The following is an 18,863-nucleotide window of genomic DNA, read 5'->3' on the forward strand; positions in this document are numbered from 1 at the left end:
CCGCCGGGGGGCGGGGGCGGCGAACTCGGTCAGCGGCTTGTCCGTGCTTTCCCAGTGGATCCAGCTCAGCTCCGAGTCCTGGCAGTATGCGTTGTTGTTGCCCTCCTGGGTGCGGCCCAGCTCATCACCGTGGAGCAGCATCGGGACGCCTTGGGAGAGCATCAGGGTGGCAATGAAGTTCCGTTGCTGGCGGGCACGCAGCACGAGCACGCTTTCATCGTCGATGGGTCCCTCGGCGCCGCAGTTCCAGGACCGGTTGTGGGTCTCGCCGTCGTTGTTGCCGGCCCCGTTGGTCTCGTTGTGCTTCTCGTTGTACGAGACGAGGTCATGCAGGGTGAAGCCGTCGTGAGCGGTGACGAAGTTGACGGAGGCCACCGGACGCCGGCCTGATGACCCGTACAGGTCCGCGGAGCCGGCAAGCCGGGCGGCGAATTCGCCAAGGGTCGAGGGTTCGCCGCGCCAGAAGTCACGCACCGCATCCCGATACTTGCCGTTCCATTCGGTCCACAGCGGCGGGAAGTTTCCCACCTGGTAGCCGCCGGGGCCCACGTCCCAGGGCTCGGCGATCAGCTTCACCTGGGACACGACCGGGTCCTGCTGGACCAGGTCGAAGAAGCTTGACAACCGGTCCACCTCGTAGAACTCGCGGGCCAGGGTGGCCGCCAGATCGAAGCGGAACCCGTCCACATGCATCTCCGTCACCCAGTAACGCAGGGAGTCCATCAGGAGCTGCAGGACGTGCGGGTGGCGCACGTTGACCGTGTTCCCCGTGCCCGTGTAGTCCATGTAATACTGCTTGTCGCCCGCGACCAGGCGGTAGTAGGCCTGGTTGTCGATGCCTTTGAACGACAGGGTCGGGCCGAGGTGGTTCCCTTCGGCAGTGTGGTTATAGACGACATCGAGGATGATCTCCATCCCGGCGGCGTGCAGGGAACGGACCATGGCTTTGAACTCCTGGACCTGCTGCCCGGGCACATGCGTGGAGCTGTAGCCGTTGTGCGGGGCGAAGAACCCGACGGTGTTGTAGCCCCAGTAGTTGGACAGACCCTTCTCCCTGAGCAGGCTGTCGTGCACGAATTGGTGCACCGGCATCAGCTCGATCGCGGTAACGCCGAGTCTTTGCAGGTGCTCGATCACGGCCGGATGCGCCAGGCCCGCGAAGGTGCCGCGTTCCTCCACGGGCACCTCGGGGTGGAGCATGGTCATGCCTTTGACATGGGTTTCGTAGATGAGCGAGTCGCTGTACGGGACCCGCAGGGGGCGGTCGCCCTGCCAGTCGAAGAACGGGCTGATCACCACCGACCGCATCGTCGAGCCGGCCGAATCGCTTGTATTCAACGAGAGCGGATCGCCCGGATCGTAGGAGAACATGGCTTGCCCCCAAGCGATGTCCCCGCTGGCCGCTTTCGCGTACGGGTCCAGCAGCAGCTTGGCCGGGTTACATCGCATCCCGTTGGCCGGGTCATAGGGCCCCTCCACCCGGTAACCGTACGACTGTCCCGGGAGCATATGGGGCAGGTAGCAGTGCCAGACGAACGCGTCCACAGCCTCCAGGGCAATCCGCTGCTCGGACCCTCGCTCATCGAACAGGCACAGATACACCGCACTGGCCGCTTCGCTGAAGATGGCGAAGTTGGTGCCGCTGCCGTCATACGTCGCCCCCAAGGGATAGGCACTGCCCGCCCAGACTTCCATGAACCCCTCCGATACCGAAAAAGCACCACCCACCACACCGGACAGCCCGGGAGCACCGTGCCCCGACCCATCAAACGCGAAGATTTGACGCATATAGCCCCGGGCACCGAGGGAAACCCGCGTTCCGCGGCAGCCACCTCGTCCTGGCCGTGAGGCGGATGGGAATGCCGGGCCCAGGCACCGGGGCGGCGGCGGCATCGCTTCCGGGCAACATGCGTGTCATGCCGGAGGTCCCCGACGGCCCGCCTGTGCCGGTGCCTGTCGGTCCGTGCCGTGGACGGCCAGGTTGCCGCGCTTCTAGACTGGGCATACCTGCTGCGGAGGCCAACGAGGTGACGCGGGGCCCGCCGCCGGGGACGGCAACGGACCACCTGCACCTGGTTGGAGGTCTGTCTGCGCATCACGGGCACCGCATTTCCTGGTGCAGAAACGCAGATGGAGACCGTTATGCAGACAGACCCGCGGCCCACCACAGAGGCCGTCCGTTCGGTGACCGTGGAGGCCTCCAGCACCCGTCCCGGGGACTGGGGGCGGGCCATGGCACTGGCCTTGGACCGGCTGATCCAGGAGATCATCGCCGCTACAGGCACGAACCCGTGCCGTGATCCCGGGGGCCTGGACGTCTCCTTGCATATCCAGGCCGTGCCCGATGGTGAGGCCATCACGGTCATCTGGCGCCGCTGAACTGTCGATCACCGACGCTGTTCACAGCCAAAAGACCGGCGGATACGGCCCCGGCCGCACCCGCAGTCCGGACCCTCGGCCTGCTCGTTCCCGGCGGTGTCGCCGGCCAGCCCAGGCGGGACGCGGGCGAGGAGACCCGGACCCATGGTGGAACACGTGGTGCTCCCGGCGTTTCCCGTCAGTGCTTTTTGAAGGCGTCCTTCACTTTGTCTGCGGCCTGCTTCAGCTCCGCTTTGGCTTGTGCGGCCTTGCCTTCGGCTTTCAGCCTGTCGTTATCCGTGGCGTCGCCGGTTGCTTCTTTGGCTTTGCCGCCGACCTTTTCGGCGGCGTGCTTGATTTTGTCACCCAGACCCATGACGGCTCCTCTCAAGGGGGACGGGCCGGCCCGTGCGGGCCGGACATTTTTATCGTAGACCCGGCGTCCCCTTCATCCACGGTCCTGCCCGGCTCCGGCCGGGGCACAGGTGGTTCTGCCCGGGCATCTGGCTGCTCGCGGGACGGGAGCCTGCCGGGATACGCCGGACGGCCGGGGGTTTATGCTGTCGTCCATGGATTCGTACGGGGGCCGTGCGCTGATCTGTGCAGCGCCGGAAACGGTGTGGACCGTCATCACTGATTCGTCCGGCTATCCGGAGTGGGATTCGGGGATTGCCGGGCCCATCGGGGACATCGGCCACGAGCAGAGCATCCGGGTCCGGCCCGCCGGCCTGGCCAGGCCGGTCACGGTGGCTGTCCACCGGTACGGGGACGACGCCATGTCCTGGACGTTCCGGTTGCCGGGGAAATTGTTCAAAGCGGTCCGGACCATCACCGTGAGGGCTAAGCACGGCAAGACCCGCCTGGTGGTGAGGGATGACTTCACCGGCCCCCTCCGGACGCTGATCCAAAAACACAACCCGGGCCTGTCCCGGTCCGCGGACCGGTTCGCCTGCGGGGTCAGGGCCCGGGCCGAAAAACTGAGCTGACACCGGATACGCCGGCGCTGCGGTTGTGCCCGGGGCATGGCGGCTCTGAAGGCGGGACCAAGCAGCTCTGCCTCCAAGGCCTTGGCTGCGGAACCACGGGTGGAGCAGCATGGAAGGTAAGGCCCTTCAGTGAGTCGGCCGGTCCGCATCCGTAGCTCAGTGGTCAGAGCAGGGGACTTTTAATCCTCGGGTCGTGGGTTCGAACCCCACCGGATGCACCAGTCCCGGGCCAAGGCATGCCCGGGCGCCGGGAGCCCGTTGTTGTGGTGCGGGCGCGCCGTTGAAACGACATCTTGACGGGGCGCCCCCGGGTTGGTTTTACCGGAAGACTCACCTGCGAAGTGCGGCAGGCGTCCCCGGGCCTGGCGCGGAAGAAGACATTCAGGACCGCGGAGATAATCAGGTCCGGGAAGAAGGATCGGAGGTTTCGTCTTCGATCAGTGGACTGGTGAACGCAGGCGTCCGGGCTCTCGTGTCTTAAGTTCCCACGAGGGCGTAGTGTCGAATTAGGAGATTTCGGGATGGTCGTTCGGGTCCGGGGATTGAATATCAGGGCTGTGCGACGCGCGAGCGGCCACGGCTGCAGGCCTGGGTCGAAGATCCCGGGCGCCCCTTGGAATCGAGGCCGCATGGCCAACAACAACGCAGTACCCACCACGGAACAATTGCAGGATCTACTGCTTGAAAGCCCGGGCTTCACCGAATTTCTCCTGGGTTTGGCTACCATCTCAGCGTCGTTGTTGGACGGCCAGGAACCTCTTTTGTGCGCCATTACCGTCGAACGGGATGCCGGCCCTTCGACGGTGGCGAGCAGTACCGCTGCGGCGCAGCGCTTGGACGAGAAGCAATACGCGTTCGACGACGGCCCTTGCCTTACGGCCTTGCGTCACCAACATCGCGTGCTGATTGACGACCTGCAGGCAGACGACCGTTGGGCACAGTACGCCCACCAGGTGGATGGCGAAGGTATTCGCTCTGTCCTCGCAGTGCCTATCCAGACGGACTCTTCCTCACGCGCAGCTTTGAATTGCTACGCCTATGCGCCCGGCACTTTCAACCCGGCCATCGTGGCCCGCGTATTGGAGCATGCGGAGACAATTTCGAAGACGCTGAGGTTGGCGCTGAGGCTTCACGTCCCGGAGCCGTACCCTGAACATTTGCGCTCGGCCCTGCAATCGCGGGCCGTGGTGGACGCGGCGCTGTCCTTGATCATGCTCCAGAACCGTTGTGGGCGGGACCGCGCCATGGAACTCCTTCAGCTTGCTGCGCGGAACAACAACCGGCGTCTTCATGACATCGCCACCGACATCCTGAACGGATCAGCACCCCAGGATTGGACTTCCCCGGGCGTCCCCGATGGACACGCCTGAAGCGCCGGGCACCGGTGGCGCCACCCTGGTACCGCGACCGCAACACGGGTTGGCCAGGCTGTGGGCCCGCTTCTACGGGATAGTCAGAGCGATGCGGAAGAAACCAGCCTCGATGCTTACCTCCATGAGCTCGGCGGTCTCCCGCCACCCCGGGGTGAGTCTTCTGGCCCTGGCAATACTGGAAATGGACACCGAAAGGATGACCGACCCGTGATTGACCCGCAGTGGGACGCAGCACCCGGCGCCTCCACCGCTCCGGCCCGGAACCGCAGACAGGACCCTTGCATTACCCTGCAGGAACTGGTCCTGGACAGCAGCGACGTCATGGAATTCCTTGCCGCCCTGGCCGGCGTGGCAGCCGCCGTTCTCTCGACCATCACGAACACCCTTTCGTGCGGGGTCACCCTCAGGAGGAGGAAAAGAAGCCCCGCAGCGGCCGGCAGCGATGAGAGAGGCCGCGTTCTCGAGGAACTGCAGAACGACCTTCACGACGGGCCTTCCCTGACAGCCCTCCGGGACGATGACGTGATTCTCGTCCCCGACACCGGCGGCGAGAACCGCTGGCGTGACTCCATGGACGCCCTCCGTCGGAACGGCATCCGATCCATCCTGGCTGTCCCGCTGGATCTGGCCGGTGAAGCCGAAGCCGTGATGAGCCTGTATTCCACCAAACCCCTGGGGTTTTCCGGACCGGACATCACGGCCGCGGAAGCATTCGCCGACAGCGCGGCGAAGTCGCTGCGCCTGGCGTTGAGGATCGCGCACCTGCGTCATGCCCGGAACGATCTCACCGCGGCCATGCAGTCGCGTTCGACCATCGACACGGCCGTCGGCATTGTCATGGCGCAAAACCGCTGCAGCCGCGATACTGCCGTCAAGGTTCTGACCAGGGCGTCGAACAGCCGGAACGTCAAACTCCGGGACATTGCCGCGCAGGTCATCGCCTCCGTTTCGGGAGAAACGGACCTCGCGCCGTACTTCGACGAATAGCCAGAAGAGCCGGGGACATGCGGTGGAATCGCAGGTTGTCCGGTCCGGCCACCGGACGCCCTCGGCCGCCGGGGTGACCGGAGCTCCTCTCCCTCGCCCGGCGGGTTTCTGCGGACCCGGGGCCGGGAGCCGTCTTCCTGCCACGACGCGGGCACTTCTTCCGTCGCCCCATGTGGCCGCGGCTACCGTTTGCGTTTCCTCGCCCTGGCTTCTGCCACTGGCCAGGGGCGGGAAGTAGGCTGGGAACAGCGCACCAACTGCCGTGTTGAATTCTCTTCACAGGAACGCTGCGGCTCGATGCACCCGACCTGGATGAATGAGGACTATGGCGCGGAAACTACCGCTGGATGAACTGTCGACTGTTATCGCGCGAATCCAGGGCCTGCTGCTGACGGAAGAGAAAGTGGACCGCGCCGTGCGGTTGCTTGCCCGTGCCATCAAGGACTCCGTGTCCGGAGCGAGCGGCGCGGGGGTCTCCATCCTGGATTCGAGGGGCAGGCTGACCAGCAGCGCCTCCACGGACCACGTGGTCACCCGCGCGGACGCCCTTCAGTATGAATTGGGCCAGGGGCCGTGCCTGACGGCCTGGGCGATGGAGGAAACGGTGATCGTCCGGAACGTCGAAACTGATCCGCGGTGGCCGGACTGGACTGACGCCGTGAAGGGCATGCCCATCCGTGCGGCGGTCAGCACCCCGTTGATCGCCGGGCAGGAATGCATCGGCGCCTTGAAGATCTATTCGGACCGTGCCGGCGCTTTCGGCGAGGACGCGGCCCGGGTGCTGGAACTATTCGCCGCCCCGGCAGCGACGCTGCTGGCGAATATCCAGGCCAGCGAAGCACCTCACCGCATCAGCGAAGCCCTGGCTGAATCCCTTCATAGTCGTGACCTGGTCAACCGCGCCTGCGGCATCTTGATGCAGCGCCACTCTTTGACCGTTGACATGGCCCTTGCCGAACTGATGCGCCGGGCCCGGCTGCAGAACAGCACGCTGGGCCAGATCAGTGCCGATCTCGTCGCCGGGATTCCGGCGGCCCTGGACTGAGGCCGGCCCGTGGGCTTCGATCCGCACGAACCACAACAGCAGCGCATGCTGGCCGCTGCCATGAAGTCAGCACAAATCAACGTCGGCGAACTCTGGCTCAAGTACTTCAGCTTGGGCGGCGAAGTTGGCGAGTACGAGGTGGAAGCCTATCTCCAAGGCTTCCTCTCCCTGCCCGTCCTGCAACGCGACCTGCTGGCCATGGCCGCCAACGAACTCATCGACACATCCGCCCACGGTCGCGCACCCTACTCCGACGAGCTCGGCCCGGACGGCGACTCGTCCGGCCAACAAAAACCCAAGCAAGAACCGGGCTCGGGACCATGGCAGTCCGAAACGGACTGATCCGGATCGGTCCCCCTCAAGGAGGCCTTGCCTGGTGGATGTCTGTCTCACCTGTCACGTCGGAATGCGGGCCACCTGATCCTCCAACCCATTCATGGATGAGGCGCGGTCCCCGCCCGCCACGACGAGCCCGCCCGGGCCGATCGACGCGCGGTATCCCCCGCAGTTATCGTCCGGCTGCGGGTGGGCGGACGCGCCCCTGGTCCCGGTCTATGCCGGCCATAGGTTTTCTAATCGCCGGCCCGCCCGCCGGGCCGTTCATCCAACGGCGGCCGGGGTTCCTTCAGGAGCTTCAGACCCGGGGGCAGGCCCTGGACGCTGCCTTCGCGTCCTTTCGCCCTGAGGGTGAGGAGGGACCCGGCCAGCTTCACGTTCTCGGCCGTGAATTCCCCGAATTCCTCCGGGAGGATCGGGGCAAGGTGGACCACGTTGCGTGTCAGGTCAGGATCGAACCTGAGCAGGGTCCGCATCAGCTGCACCGGGGTCGCGGCCGCCCACGCCTGGGGTGCGCACGCCGTGGGATAGGGAACAGGGGCGTGGAATTCATAGCGGTCGAAGCCGCAGAAAAGTTCCGGGAGCTGGCCGTCGAAGTGTCCGGCTGCTCCCAAAAGACCGTGCGCTACCTTTCTGGCTTCATCCACGAATCCGTACCGCATCATTCCGGTTGCGGCCAGGGCGGTGTCGTGCGGCCAGACGGAACCGTTGTGATAGCTGACCGGGTTGTAGGCACCCATGTCCGAGCCCAGGGTCCGGATGCCCCAGCCGGTGAACATCTCCCGTGACATCAGCCGTTGGACCACCGATGACGCTTTGTCCTCCTCGACGATGCCTGTCCACAGGCAGTGGCCCATGTTGGAGGCGCAGGAGTCCACCGGTTTCTTGTCCTTGTCCAGTGCGATGGCGAAATAGCCCTTGTCCGGCAGCCAGAACCTTTTGTTGAATTCATTCTTCAGCGTGGCGGCACGCCCGGCCCAGTACTGCTCCGTTTCCCTCTCTCCTGCCGCCCGGGCCAGGCATGCCCGGGCCAAATACGCGGCGTAAACGTAGGCCTGGACTTCACACAGGGCGATGGGCGACTCCGCCAGGGTCCCGTCCGCAAAATTGATCCCGTCCCAGGAGTCCTTCCAGCCCTGATTGGCCAGGCCATGGTCGGTGGCCCTGTGGTACTCGACGAAACCGTCCCCGTCGCGGTCACCGTAGTCGTGGATCCAGCCAAGGGCCCGGTCCGCGTGCGGAAGCAGCGACTCGATGATGTCCTCAGAGAGCCCCCACCGGCTTAGCTCGCCCAGCAACCCCACGAACAGCGGGGTGGCATCGGCGGTGCCGTAGTAGGCTGTCCCGCCCCTGGACAAGCCGCCGGTGACGCCGAGCCGGACTTCATGCGGAATGCGGCCGGGTTCCTCCTCGGAGTCATGGTCCACTCTGGTGCCTTGGATGTCCGCCAGGGTCTGGAGGGTTCCCGAGGCCAGATCCGGGTCGATCAGGAGCGCCATGTAGGAGGCCAGAAGTGCATCCCGGCCGAACAGGGCCATGAACCATGGAGCGCCTGCGGCCACGGCCACGCGGTCGGGGTTGGCAGGATCAAAGATCCGCAGTGAGCCCAGGTCGCGTTGGCTCCACTGCAGCGTGGCTTGGACGCTGCTGTCGGCAAGGGTGATGGGTGGAACGTTTTTTTCCCAGGCCCGGTGCCGTTTGACGCCCGTCCGGAGGTGCGGGACCCCAGTCTCCGTGAAGGGCTCCTCCGGGGCCACGGATTCGACCAGGGGGACCACGATGACGCTGGTGGACCATTTTCCCCGTGCGGGGATGGTGGCCCGGAAACGGAGGGCGTCTTCGGAGATTTCGGCGCCCGCCGCCCGAATCGCCGATCCCCGCCGCTGGCCGTTGCTGATGGCTTCGACCACCAGTTCATGCCCCCGCACGTGCCTGGTCACGGACGTATGCTTGGTGGGGCGGCCTCCTTTGACGTCGAACAGGTCGGCCTGGTCCGCGTCCACGAGCAGTTCGATGCTGCAGTCCACGGGTTCCGCGGAAAAATTCTCCAGCGTGATGTCGTCCCGGAGGCCGGGGCCGACATGGCGTTGCTGCCGGACTACCAGGGGGCTGTCGAAACGGCCGTCCGGCCATTGGGCCCGGCCCACGAAAGTGGCCTCGAAAGCATCGGGACGCTGGGCCGCGAGCGGCTCGCGGGGGGACCCGTTGATGTGCAGTTCCCAGTGGGAAAGGATCCGGGTGTCCTGGAAGAACGCGCCGTTTGTCTCGCCGTCCGGGAGGATGTCCCCGCTGCGGGAGGAAATGCAAAAGGAGGACCCCTCCACGAGCGTGACGGTTCCTGCCTCGGAAACCGTCGTTTCGGTATCGGCGTTCCATGCCGTCATGGGAGGACTCCTCACCTCACGGCGCGGCGGCGGCGCCAGGACAATTACCGCCAAAGCAGATAACGGGGCACGGGAAAACCGGTTCCCTTAAAGATTCTGGTTCAACGCGACCGAATCCGGAAGCCCGGATTCGCATTGCTCTTCGATGAGGTCGGCGAACAGCTGCAAATGGTCGGCCACCATGCGTTCGGCACTGAATTGCTGCTCCACCCGGGCCCTGCACTGCGCCCGGCTCAGGCCAGCGGCTGCCGGGATCATGGCTGCGAGGTTGTCGGTGGAGGCGAGGTAACCCGTTAGTCCGTGCGCAACGATTTCCGGTGCGGCTCCCAGGGGCGTTCCCAGAACGGGCGTCCCGGTGGAAAGTGCTTCAATCATGACCAGGCCGAAGGGTTCGGACCACTGGATCGGGTTGAGGAACGCGAGTGCTTCGCCCATGAGATGGTATTTTTCGGCGTCGTCGACCTCGCCTGTGAAGTCCTCGTTGGGACCAAGGATCGGTTTGATGACTTCCTCGAAGTACTGGATCTCCTCCGGTTCGCGCATTTTGGCCGCGATCCGGAGCGGCACGCCCGCCTGACGGGCGATCCTGATGGCTTCCAGGACGCCTTTGTCCGGGCACATCCTCCCCACGAAACAGACGTAGCCGCCCCGGCCGGTGCCCACGGGCACGGTCGACAGATCGATGCCGTGATGGATCACGCCACGGACCGGTATGCCGGACGCCTGGGAAGCCTGGTTGCGGGAGATCGCGATGATGGAGGTAGTTCTTCCGATCGCACGGTAGATGTCCTTGGCTGAGGACGTGAGCGGGCCGTGGATCGTCGTCACCACTGGCACCCCGGGCGGCCCGTAGCGGTACAGGGGCCCGGCCAGGGTGTGGTCGTGGATGATGTCCACCTCCCCGAGCCCCTCGTAGGCCCTGATCAGGTGGCTGAGTTCGGAGATGGTGAAGCCAAGGCTCGTCGGATCCGACGTCCTCATCCCCGGGACCCGGGGTACGGGGCACCGGCTGTCCGAGGACGCAGCCAGCACCACCTCGTGCCCGGCCCCGGCAAACCCCCGTGCCAGAAGGTCCACCACCCTTTCGATACCGCCATAGGTCTGCGGGGGAACGGGGATCCAGGGTCCTGCAACAAGTCCTATCCGCATTTCTTGCCTTCCAAAAAACGGATGGGTCGGACTCCCCCTGCGTCCCGACACGCACCCAAAACCGTCCGAAGGCCTCTGCTTAACCTCTGAACTGACTATTACTCCCGGACGGACAATGGACAAGACCTACTGCCGGGTAGGCCGGCGGGATTGCCTTTTGACGTCCAGTGATCATTCCTCGAGCCAGCGGCCGGCCGTGGGCACCGGGTCGCAAGAACGACCCCCGAGCAGCAGAGAAGCTAAAGTCCATTCCGAGGGGGGCGGTTGCACCCATGACTCAGCGGACAGAGCAGCGACTCCCCATCCTCGGCTCCCGGGGGTGGACCTCGCCGGAAGAACCGGTCCGGGGCAGGCCTAGGCAGCCAGCGCGGTGCCGAAGAGTTCCGTGGCGCGTCTGGTCAGGTACGCCGGGACGTCGGCTTCCGCGGCCAGGTCCGTGTGTCCCAGGAACACCGCCGTTCCCCGGGCCGCGTCGCTAATGTCCAAGCCCGCGTCCTCGGCGAGCCGGGCGGCACGGATGTTGGGCTGCAGGTTCAACAGCCTGGCCCGGGCGTTGAGGTAGACATGCCAGTCGCCCCGGGAAATTGATTCTGCGCCGCCTCCGAGCAGCCGCCGGAGCGCGGCGGCGCCGGTGTCCAGCCTGCCCAGGACCACGGGTTCTCCCAGGCTGGCGGGAATGATCAGCGCGGTCGGTTTCCTTTCCATCTTTTTCGTCCTCTTTGAGGTAAACGGAACGGCAACCCGGGCTGTTCCCGCCCGCGGGGCCGGTCATCTTGTCCGCTCCCGTGGATCGTTTTAGCGTGGAAACGAGGCCCATGGCCGGCGACCCCCGGCGGCCAGGCCCGTCATTGAGGAAGGAGTGAACAGTCATGGCCACCGTGCGGGAATCCGTCGTTGTGAACATGCCCTTGAGCCAGACCTACAACCAGTGGACCCAGTTCGAGGAATTTCCACGCTTCATGACCGGGGTCGAGTCCGTCCGCCAGGTCGATGAAACCACCGTGCACTTCCAGACCCGCATCGCCGGGCTCCGGCGCGGCTTCGACGCCAGGATCCTCGCCCAGATCCCGGACGAACTGATCAGCTGGGAGAGCGTGGAGGGCTCGCACCATTCCGGAACCGTCACCTTCCACGCGGTGAGCACCGTCGAAACACGGGTCACCGTCGAAGTGGACTGGGATCCCCGGACCGTGCTGGAACGGGCCGGGGCCACGGCTCATCTGGAGGACCGGCAGATCAAGAAGAACCTGGAACGGTTCAAGGAATTCATCGAGGGCCGGGAAGTAGAGACCGGCGCCTGGCGCGGAAGCATCGCCGGGGGCAAGGTCGAAGGCCGCAGCTAGACCACCCGGCGCCCGGGCCTGCTACGGGCTCCGCGTCAGCCGGTGCCCGCCCGCCGGATGAAGCCCCCTCCCGGCCATGCCTTCCACGCAGCCCTCCGTCCTGCAGGCCTTTCGTCCGGCCGGTTGCCGGAATCAACACCGGCGTTCCGGCGTTAATTTTCTTGTCGCAGGTGTGCGGCAGGAAGGAAGAAGATGAAAAGGAGGAACAGGAACATCGAAACGGTCGAGGACGATGCCGGTATGACCACCACCTACCACCGGCACCCGAACGGGGGCGGGCTGCTTGGTCCCGGCGCACGGGTGGAGGCGGATTCCTTCATCGGTGCAACGACCTATGTCGAGGCCGGCGCACGTGTCGGTTCCGGGTGCCGGATCGGCCGCGGGAGCTGGATCGACCGCCGGGCAACGGTCGGGAACCATGCCTTCATCGGTGACGACGTGTACGTGGGCCGGGGAACGGTCCTGGGCAGCTGGGTCCACGTCGGCAGCCACTCCCGCATCGGGGCGGGGGCACTCATCGGCCGCGGGGTCCGGCTGCACGGGGACACCCTGGTTCCCGAGGGAGCCCGCATCCCGAACGCCGGGTCTTACTCGGGCTCTTCGTCCCGTACCCGGAAATCCCGCGGCCCGGAGTCCCGGATGGCCGCCTAGACCTCCGTCGCTGCTACGACATTCCGTTCTCCCCTGCGAGTCCGGCGCGGGACGGTCACCGACACGGGCCATGGCGCGGACGGGCACCGCAGGGGCAGTATGGGGGGATGAACGCCCCCGCAGCCGGCCCTCCGGAGGATGGCTCCGTTGGTTCCGGGGCCCGCCTGCACCCGTGGAGCCGTTATGTGGCCCTGGGTGATTCCTTCACCGAAGGGGTCGGGGACCCGGAACCGCGCAGCCCCGGGGGCCTGCGCGGCTGGGCGGACCGGGTCGCGGAAGAACTAAGCGCCGGCCACGCGGATTTCGCCTACGCGAACCTGGCAGTCCGAGGACGGCTGCTCCATCAGATCCTGGATGAGCAGATCGCCCCCGCCCTGGCCCTGCAACCGGATCTGATCACCCTCAACGGCGGCGGCAACGACCTGATCTTCCACCGGACCGACCCCGACAAACTCGCCGCCGAGCTGGACGCCGGCGTCCAACTCCTCGCCTCGACCGGGGCCACGGTCGTGCTGTTCGCCGGACCGGACTGGGGCACGACCCCCGTGCTCGGACACGTGCGGGGCAAGGTAGCGATCTTCAACGAGAACCTGCGCACCATCGCGGCCCGCCATGACGCCGTGATCGCCGACCTCTGGGCCCTGCGCCAGCTCACCCACCCCCGGATGTGGGATCCGGACCGGCTGCACTTCTCTCCCCTGGGCCAGCACACCATCGCCATCATGGTCCTGGAAACCCTCAACGTTCCCCACACCCTGGAGCCGATGACGCCCAAAGAGCTGCCCGCGCGCAGCTGGCGCGAAGCACGGGCCGATGACATCATCTGGACACGCGAACACCTGGTCCCCTGGGTCCTGCAACACCTCACACACCGCAGCTCCGAGGAAGAGCGCCGTGCGAAGCGGCCGGACCCCGGCCCCGTGTTCGGCGCCCGGATGCCTCCCGGGACGTTCATCGGAAACGACCCCCGGAACAAATAGCAGGGACGCAACCCCTGGCCTGGCGCACCTCGCGGAAGGCCTTGCCCTTGACTATCTCAGGTGATATAAAAAATCTGTATCGACCACTTTAGATAGCGGGACGTGTGATCTTCTCCGGCGGTCCCCGACGTGATCGTCCGGGAACCGCCAGAAAGATCCTGCCCGGCAAGGAAGGGATGAGAGTGGAATGAGTGCGGAGCTGGAGCGCCTGAGCGCCCTGGCCGGCGCCATCGAGGCCGCGGGAGAGGAGCTCGCCGCCGCCTATCTGACCCTGCGGCAGGTGGCCGCGGCGATCCTGCGTTGCGGGGAAGCCACCGTGGCCGAAGTCAGCGACGCCTCCGGGCTGGGCCGGAGCGAGCTGCTGGAGCTGGCCGCCCCTCCGCGCCCGCACCGGGGCGGTCCCGGAAGCGGGGCCCGCGCCGGCAGTCATCGGCACCAGGAGGCCAGCCGTCATCCCGGCATCCGGAGAACAGGCAGCGGATGCCGGCGCCCCTCCCTTGTTCTACACCGCCTTTTCTGCACCGCCGAGCCCCCGGAGGGACGCCGGCCCCCTTCCGCCCGAGGGTCGGAGGAAACGGCAGGAGCCGTGGTTCGCGCGCCGGTCCGGTTCCGGGGCCCATACAAAAAAACCCGGACAGCCCCCTTGCGGCGGTTTCATTCCGGTGCTATAAAAAATCTATACCAGCCAGCATAGGAAATAGGTGGCTGGGATGGAAGGATCGTACCGATCTGTAAGGAGTGAGGAGACCATGTTGATGCGTACCGACCCGTTCCGCGAGCTCGACAGGCTGGCCCGGCAGGTCCTGGGCACCGCGGCCCGGCCGGCGGCCATGCCGCTGGATGCCTGGCGGGAAGGCGGGGAATTCGTTGTCGCCCTGGATCTTCCCGGGGTCGAGGTCGACTCGGTGGACATCGACGTCGAACGCAATGTCCTGACCGTGAAGGCCGAACGGAAGGACCCGGCCGGGGAGAACACCGAGATGATCGCCGCCGAACGGCCCCGGGGTGTCTTCAGCCGCCAGCTCGTGCTCGGCGAGGCCCTGGATACCGATGCCGTGAAGGCCAGTTATGACGCCGGGGTGCTGACCTTGCGGATCCCGGTGGCCGAGAAGGCCAAACCGCGCCGGATCGAGATCGCGTCGGAGTCGACCCCGCGCCAGGCGATCAACGCCTAGGACCGGGGCCGGCACCGCTGGACCGGGAGCATTGGACCGGCCGCCGGCAGTGAAGGGCGATGCAGACCAGCCACGCCACCGCGCCAGTTGCGCACCGAAAAGGCGGCCCCCGACGATGCCTCCCGCACCGAGGGTCCCCGGCCCGCCCGGCCGGGGACCCTCCCGACACCCGGCGCCCGAACCTGGAAGGAGCCTGCCATGAGCGCCTGGCACCCCTACGATGACCTTCTGATGCCGGCGTTCCATGAACGTTTTGAACAGCGCTGGGGCAAAGGGACGGCCCCTTTCCTGGACCCCGGGGTCCAGATCCATCTCCAGCCCCTGCCCCGGGCCCAATGGATCAACCCGGACACCGGCGCGGCCGTCGCCGTGGTGCCCATCTGGGCCACGGACCCCCGGCACCGCTCCTTCGGTGTCTTCTACCTGCCCCCGTCCGGGGACATCTGGGTCCTGCACCCCGGGCACACCGCCTACCTCGAACCCGGCAAGAACGGCACCGAAGAACAGATCACCCTCCGCAACGACGCCTTCCGGAAAGCCGTCAACCACGCCAAGGAATTCATCTACGGCACCCAGCTATGAACCGGACAACCATCCGCCCGGACGCTCCGGTGAAATTCCGGACAGCGGGGCTGCACGTTCCGCTGCGGCCGCCTGTCCTTCCCCCGGGACTGCCAAGAGGAAATTGGAAAGGAGACCGACATGTCCATCCTGTACATGGACAAGGGCTTCGGGCCGCACGTGGACCGCGGCTTCGAGTCCGCATCAACGCGTCTGGAACGCAGCGGCCTGGCACCGGAACCGGCAGGCGAGACCGAGCGGCACTCCCGCGAACTGGTCCGGCACATCCTCACCCTCGAGCCGGAACGGGTCCCCGCAGTCACGGCCGAACTGTTCGCCGAAGCCATAGCCATCGCAGACACCGTCCGCGAAGCCCAGGGCCGCGGACCCGTCACCTCGTACCGGGCCCGGGACTTCTGGGAAATCCTCAAGGAACTCATCGACAGCGTCCTGGACCAATAGCCCAACATCTGCCTGCCTGCAGAGGAGCCGGCGACGGGGCCTCGCAGCTCCCGTCGCGCCCGGGGCTGCCGTGGCCTCACGTGCCGGGGTCTTCGGCGGCGTCCGGGTACTCGTCCTCGGCGCCTGGGGAAAGCTCCGTGGCCTGGTCGATGAGGTCCGCTTCGGCGGCCTCCGCTTCCGTGACCGCGATCCGGTCGTAGCCGGCGCCGCCGGGCTGGACCTCCGTGCGCTGTTCAATGACGTCCGGCTCCGGGACATCCCCGGGCAAACCGTCCATCTCCGTCAATTCCCCCGAGCCCTCGGGCAGGACCGGTGTGCGCTGCTCGAGAGCATCGGCTTCGGGTACTTCGGGACCGATTTCCTCCGGCTGAACATTCATTTCCACGTCAACCTCCTGTGACCGGAATAGGGACGAAAGGACCGCAGGGCCTCTCTCCCGGACACTCACGCGCCCGGGACCGCCCCTGCCGGGAACCACCGCCACCGTTGGGTCCGGACCAGGACCGGATCCGCCGGCCGAGGTTTCCGCTGTCCAGTAACCGTTATCCGATGTTTTCCGCTGTCCGGCAACCGCTATCCGGCGTTTACCCTATTGAGCGGTGCCCTTATTCAGGTTTTCAGCACCTCAGTGCGAGGGGCTGACCGTGTGATGCCGGTGTTCCTCGGTGCTGGGTTTGATCGCGGTCGCGGTGACGACGAGCGCCACCAGACCGGTGATCCAGGACGTCCAGGCGACGCCTGTCTGCATGGTGTAGGAACCGAACCACGGTGAAAGGAACAGCAGGGCGCCGAAGGCCGCCTGGATCCATTCCATGGCCGGGGTTCCGGGCATGGCCAGATTGATGACGCCGCTGACGACCAGCAAAGCGCCGAACACGACCATCAAGGCAGCCGACGAACCGGCCGCCGTGGTCCAGATGACCGATAGCACAGCGTAGAGCCCGGCGGCGACCGTGACCCAATCCTGCCATCGCGTCCATTTCTTCATTGAAACCACCTCTGTGATGCGGACTGCACCCCGGCGTTCCTCTGACGTCACGCCGGAGGATTCTTATTGTATTTGACGCTGACTTCCCGTGAAAGTACCGCCGCCGGGGGCCGCGAAAACGGGCCGGGCGCCGTTCCCGGCGGCTGTCCGCTGTCCTCGCCGCACGGGTACTTTGTAACAAAAATCCGTGCGCTGCTGCTTCCCGGCAAGCGGCTCCCGGTCAGGCCGGCCGGTGCAAGGAAACGCGCCAATGCCCGGTGTCACCTGGTGCCGGGCATTGGCGCAGCTACCGCCGGGATCATCTTCCACGGAAAACGTTCCGGTGCAGATCGTAGGCCCCGGAACCGGCCCGCCGCCCGAGTACCGGCTACCTGTTTCAGGGGCCGCTACGAGAGTGAGACGTCCGAGGTGGTTTGGCGCCGGTCCCGGGAACCCGGCCGTCGTACCCGCCGGCCATGCGCCGGAAGGAATGGGGACGGCACACCATGGAAACGCCAAACGTGTGCACCGTGTCTTGGTGGCACTTGGCCGGACGCCTCAGGGCTGCAGCTGGCGGGGACGGCCGGCGGCTGCGCGGCGGAGGGCCCCGGCCGGTTCCAGCGGGGCCGTGCGCTGCGGGGCATGGATCCTGCCGCCCAGGTGGGGGACCCTCTGCGGGGCGGCTGCGGGAGCGGGCCCGGTCATGCTGAGCTCGTGGTCTGTGCGCCCGGTGTCCCCGGCGGCCGCCGGGCGGAGGGGAACTCCCGGACACTGGTCGGTGATCAGCCCCATGCCCGCGTACTCACGCACGGCTTCGATGCCGGCTACCGCTGACCGCTTGTCCGGGAAATCCCGGGAAAGGGCCATCACGGCCCCGTCGGGGGCTGCGATCCTGAACCTGAAGCAGCCGCGCTCATCTTCGAAGAGTTCGAACGAACCGGTCATGGAAGTCCTCCTTCACGCCCGGCCGCCAGCCGGACGCTCGACGTATCCCCGGGGCCCGCACGCGGCGCTGCGTACGGGCCCCTGGGCGGGGAATGAATCTGTGTTCCAAGGAAAATGTGAGTCACCCCACATGAGGTCAGGGGTCAACCCTACCGGCGGGGACCCGCGGTGGCCAGCGCCCGGAGCCTCTGCTCACCGATCGCTCCGGCACGCTCCCGTTGCCAGCCCCGCAAGAGCCGGTGTGGACGGCGCCCTCAGTGGCGTACGGTTGTTCTGGCGGCTTCGCATATCCCCCATTTGCGCAGCCGCCGGGAACCCCTGCGCTGGAGTCGCTCCCGACTCGCGCGGGGGTTCCTTATCGGGCACACTGTCTTTCCGCGTCATCGGGCCTCTGTCTTTGCGCGTCCGCCCGGCGTACCCTGATCACGTCCCCGGTACCGGCCTGGCCCGGGTCCTTTGCCTCCGGATTCAAACAGTTAGGCGTCATCAATGGAGATGAACATCAGGGACCACTGGGACAACCTCAGCCCCGGAACCCGGCAATGGCTCACCGAGAACCCCGGGTGCGTGGTGCTGCCCCGCACGATCACGGAGGTCATCCATCAGGAAACCGGAATCACCGCGGACTCGGACCAGCACGACCAAGCCAGCCTCTCCCCCGAGGACCTCGACTTCCTCCGGGCCCGGGCCGAAGGGTCTCCCGCCCAGCCTGGGCACCGGATCTTCGACGCAAAACAGCCCGGAGAAGGCTGACGCTTTGGCGTCAAGAACAAAGGATTCCCCCATGGATGCAGAACAACAGCCGGCCCCGGAGCCCGCGCCCGCACCCGGGGCGTCCCCGCCGGCAGGAGGACGCCGCCCGGTAGTCACCCGTGCGGGGATGGCATGGACGGCCACCGTTGCAGCCCTCGTGCTCCTGATCCTGCTCATCGCGTTCATCGTGCAGAACCAGGACGCCGCCAGGGTCAGGTTCTTCGGCCTGGACGGGACCATCTCCCTGGGCATTGCCCTGCTCATCGCCGCGGTCGGCGGCGGGGCCTTGGTCGCCGTAGCCGGTGCCGTGCGCATCATCCAGCTCAGATCCCGCAACCGCCGCACACCAACACCCCCGCCCTAAACCCCCACGCCGGCCGGGAACCCTCCCCGGCCAAACACGTGCAT

Annotated in this window: 22 protein-coding genes, 1 tRNA gene and 1 pseudogene; 15 read left to right on the forward strand and 9 right to left on the reverse strand. The window is 66.4% G+C overall.

The window, feature by feature from the left end; all coding sequences use genetic code 11:
* A pseudogene (gene glgX / locus AC3WJM_RS21170) lies at positions 1–1,695 on the reverse strand (glycogen debranching protein GlgX); the annotation flags it as partial.
* 447 nt (positions 1,696–2,142) lie between these two features.
* Here glgX and AC3WJM_RS21175 point away from each other — a divergent pair.
* A complete protein-coding gene (locus AC3WJM_RS21175) occupies positions 2,143–2,379 on the forward strand; it encodes a hypothetical protein (protein WP_284990526.1) in 237 nt (78 codons plus the stop codon).
* Positions 2,380–2,557: 178 nt separating this feature from the next.
* Here the strand turns inward: AC3WJM_RS21175 and AC3WJM_RS21180 are convergent, their stop codons facing one another.
* The gene (locus AC3WJM_RS21180; RefSeq protein ID WP_268023425.1) at positions 2,558–2,734 is read right to left on the reverse strand and encodes a CsbD family protein; all 177 of its coding nucleotides are present in this window, start codon (positions 2,732–2,734) and stop codon (positions 2,558–2,560) included.
* 193 nt (positions 2,735–2,927) lie between these two features.
* Between AC3WJM_RS21180 and AC3WJM_RS21185 the strand changes: the two genes are divergently transcribed.
* The 6 genes from AC3WJM_RS21185 to AC3WJM_RS21210 all read left to right on the forward strand — a co-directional run bounded on the left by AC3WJM_RS21185 (position 2,928) and on the right by AC3WJM_RS21210 (position 7,091).
* Positions 2,928–3,344: an SRPBCC family protein gene (locus AC3WJM_RS21185; RefSeq protein ID WP_492272866.1), complete on the forward strand. Its 417-nt coding sequence runs from the start codon at positions 2,928–2,930 to the stop codon at positions 3,342–3,344.
* 145 nt (positions 3,345–3,489) lie between these two features.
* Positions 3,490–3,565: transfer RNA gene (locus AC3WJM_RS21190), tRNA-Lys, on the forward strand.
* Between the two features lie 408 nt (positions 3,566–3,973).
* Positions 3,974–4,714, forward strand: coding sequence for a GAF and ANTAR domain-containing protein (locus AC3WJM_RS21195; RefSeq protein ID WP_306961438.1), 741 nt, complete (start codon positions 3,974–3,976; stop codon positions 4,712–4,714).
* 210 nt (positions 4,715–4,924) lie between these two features.
* Positions 4,925–5,704 (forward strand): GAF and ANTAR domain-containing protein, encoded by a 780-nt coding sequence (locus tag AC3WJM_RS21200; protein WP_284990523.1) that lies wholly within the window; start codon positions 4,925–4,927, stop codon positions 5,702–5,704.
* Between the two features lie 325 nt (positions 5,705–6,029).
* Positions 6,030–6,749 (forward strand): GAF and ANTAR domain-containing protein, encoded by a 720-nt coding sequence (locus tag AC3WJM_RS21205; protein ID WP_306961435.1) that lies wholly within the window; start codon positions 6,030–6,032, stop codon positions 6,747–6,749.
* Between the two features lie 9 nt (positions 6,750–6,758).
* The gene (locus AC3WJM_RS21210; protein ID WP_306961433.1) at positions 6,759–7,091 is read left to right on the forward strand and encodes a hypothetical protein; all 333 of its coding nucleotides are present in this window, start codon (positions 6,759–6,761) and stop codon (positions 7,089–7,091) included.
* Between the two features lie 230 nt (positions 7,092–7,321).
* Here AC3WJM_RS21210 and AC3WJM_RS21215 read toward each other — a convergent pair whose 3' ends face one another.
* The 3 genes from AC3WJM_RS21215 to AC3WJM_RS21225 form a co-directional block, all read right to left on the reverse strand.
* Positions 7,322–9,469 (reverse strand): amylo-alpha-1,6-glucosidase, encoded by a 2,148-nt coding sequence (locus tag AC3WJM_RS21215; protein WP_284990520.1) that lies wholly within the window; start codon positions 9,467–9,469, stop codon positions 7,322–7,324.
* Between the two features lie 87 nt (positions 9,470–9,556).
* The gene (locus AC3WJM_RS21220; protein WP_492272867.1) at positions 9,557–10,618 is read right to left on the reverse strand and encodes a glycosyltransferase family 4 protein; all 1,062 of its coding nucleotides are present in this window, start codon (positions 10,616–10,618) and stop codon (positions 9,557–9,559) included.
* Positions 10,619–10,972: 354 nt separating this feature from the next.
* Positions 10,973–11,323, reverse strand: coding sequence for a hypothetical protein (locus AC3WJM_RS21225; RefSeq protein ID WP_306961432.1), 351 nt, complete (start codon positions 11,321–11,323; stop codon positions 10,973–10,975).
* A 164-nt stretch (positions 11,324–11,487) separates the two neighbouring features.
* On the opposite strand from AC3WJM_RS21225, the gene AC3WJM_RS21230 reads away from it, so the two are divergent.
* The 3 genes from AC3WJM_RS21230 (at position 11,488) to AC3WJM_RS21240 (ending at position 13,592) form a co-directional block, all read left to right on the forward strand.
* Positions 11,488–11,961, forward strand: a complete 474-nt coding sequence (locus AC3WJM_RS21230; RefSeq protein ID WP_492272868.1) for an SRPBCC family protein — start codon at positions 11,488–11,490, stop codon at positions 11,959–11,961.
* 192 nt (positions 11,962–12,153) lie between these two features.
* Complete coding sequence (locus tag AC3WJM_RS21235) at positions 12,154–12,612, forward strand: DapH/DapD/GlmU-related protein (protein ID WP_306961429.1); 459 nt, start codon at positions 12,154–12,156, stop codon at positions 12,610–12,612.
* 107 nt (positions 12,613–12,719) lie between these two features.
* The gene (locus AC3WJM_RS21240) at positions 12,720–13,592 is read left to right on the forward strand and encodes an SGNH/GDSL hydrolase family protein (RefSeq protein WP_306961427.1); all 873 of its coding nucleotides are present in this window, start codon (positions 12,720–12,722) and stop codon (positions 13,590–13,592) included.
* 88 nt (positions 13,593–13,680) lie between these two features.
* Here the strand turns inward: AC3WJM_RS21240 and AC3WJM_RS21245 are convergent, their stop codons facing one another.
* Positions 13,681–14,046, reverse strand: a complete 366-nt coding sequence (locus AC3WJM_RS21245) for a hypothetical protein (protein ID WP_492272869.1) — start codon at positions 14,044–14,046, stop codon at positions 13,681–13,683.
* Between the two features lie 295 nt (positions 14,047–14,341).
* Between AC3WJM_RS21245 and AC3WJM_RS21250 the strand changes: the two genes are divergently transcribed.
* The 3 genes from AC3WJM_RS21250 (at position 14,342) to AC3WJM_RS21260 (ending at position 15,790) form a co-directional block, all read left to right on the forward strand.
* Positions 14,342–14,767: an Hsp20/alpha crystallin family protein gene (locus tag AC3WJM_RS21250; RefSeq protein WP_284990513.1), complete on the forward strand. Its 426-nt coding sequence runs from the start codon at positions 14,342–14,344 to the stop codon at positions 14,765–14,767.
* Between the two features lie 198 nt (positions 14,768–14,965).
* Positions 14,966–15,349: a hypothetical protein gene (locus tag AC3WJM_RS21255; protein ID WP_268023436.1), complete on the forward strand. Its 384-nt coding sequence runs from the start codon at positions 14,966–14,968 to the stop codon at positions 15,347–15,349.
* 120 nt (positions 15,350–15,469) lie between these two features.
* Entirely contained in the window at positions 15,470–15,790 is a 321-nt protein-coding gene (locus AC3WJM_RS21260) for a hypothetical protein (RefSeq protein WP_284990512.1), read from the forward strand.
* Positions 15,791–15,866: 76 nt separating this feature from the next.
* On the opposite strand, the gene AC3WJM_RS21265 is transcribed toward AC3WJM_RS21260, so the two are convergent.
* The 3 genes from AC3WJM_RS21265 to AC3WJM_RS21275 all read right to left on the reverse strand — a co-directional run bounded on the left by AC3WJM_RS21265 (position 15,867) and on the right by AC3WJM_RS21275 (position 17,702).
* Positions 15,867–16,169: an Rv3202a family protein gene (locus AC3WJM_RS21265; RefSeq protein WP_492260691.1), complete on the reverse strand. Its 303-nt coding sequence runs from the start codon at positions 16,167–16,169 to the stop codon at positions 15,867–15,869.
* 246 nt (positions 16,170–16,415) lie between these two features.
* Positions 16,416–16,778, reverse strand: coding sequence for an SPW repeat protein (locus AC3WJM_RS21270; protein ID WP_306961420.1), 363 nt, complete (start codon positions 16,776–16,778; stop codon positions 16,416–16,418).
* 537 nt (positions 16,779–17,315) lie between these two features.
* On the reverse strand, positions 17,316–17,702 hold the full coding sequence (locus AC3WJM_RS21275) for a YegP family protein (RefSeq protein WP_306961418.1): 387 nt from the start codon (positions 17,700–17,702) through the stop codon (positions 17,316–17,318).
* Between the two features lie 489 nt (positions 17,703–18,191).
* Here AC3WJM_RS21275 and AC3WJM_RS21280 point away from each other — a divergent pair, with 489 nt between their 5' ends.
* Together AC3WJM_RS21280 and AC3WJM_RS21285 are read left to right on the forward strand one after the other, a co-directional pair.
* The gene (locus AC3WJM_RS21280; RefSeq protein ID WP_306961415.1) at positions 18,192–18,455 is read left to right on the forward strand and encodes a hypothetical protein; all 264 of its coding nucleotides are present in this window, start codon (positions 18,192–18,194) and stop codon (positions 18,453–18,455) included.
* 31 nt (positions 18,456–18,486) lie between these two features.
* Positions 18,487–18,819, forward strand: a complete 333-nt coding sequence (locus AC3WJM_RS21285) for a LapA family protein (protein WP_284990507.1) — start codon at positions 18,487–18,489, stop codon at positions 18,817–18,819.
* Positions 18,820–18,863: the final 44 nt, after the last annotated feature.

The organism is Arthrobacter sp. FW306-1B-G06A, assembly GCF_058781765.1.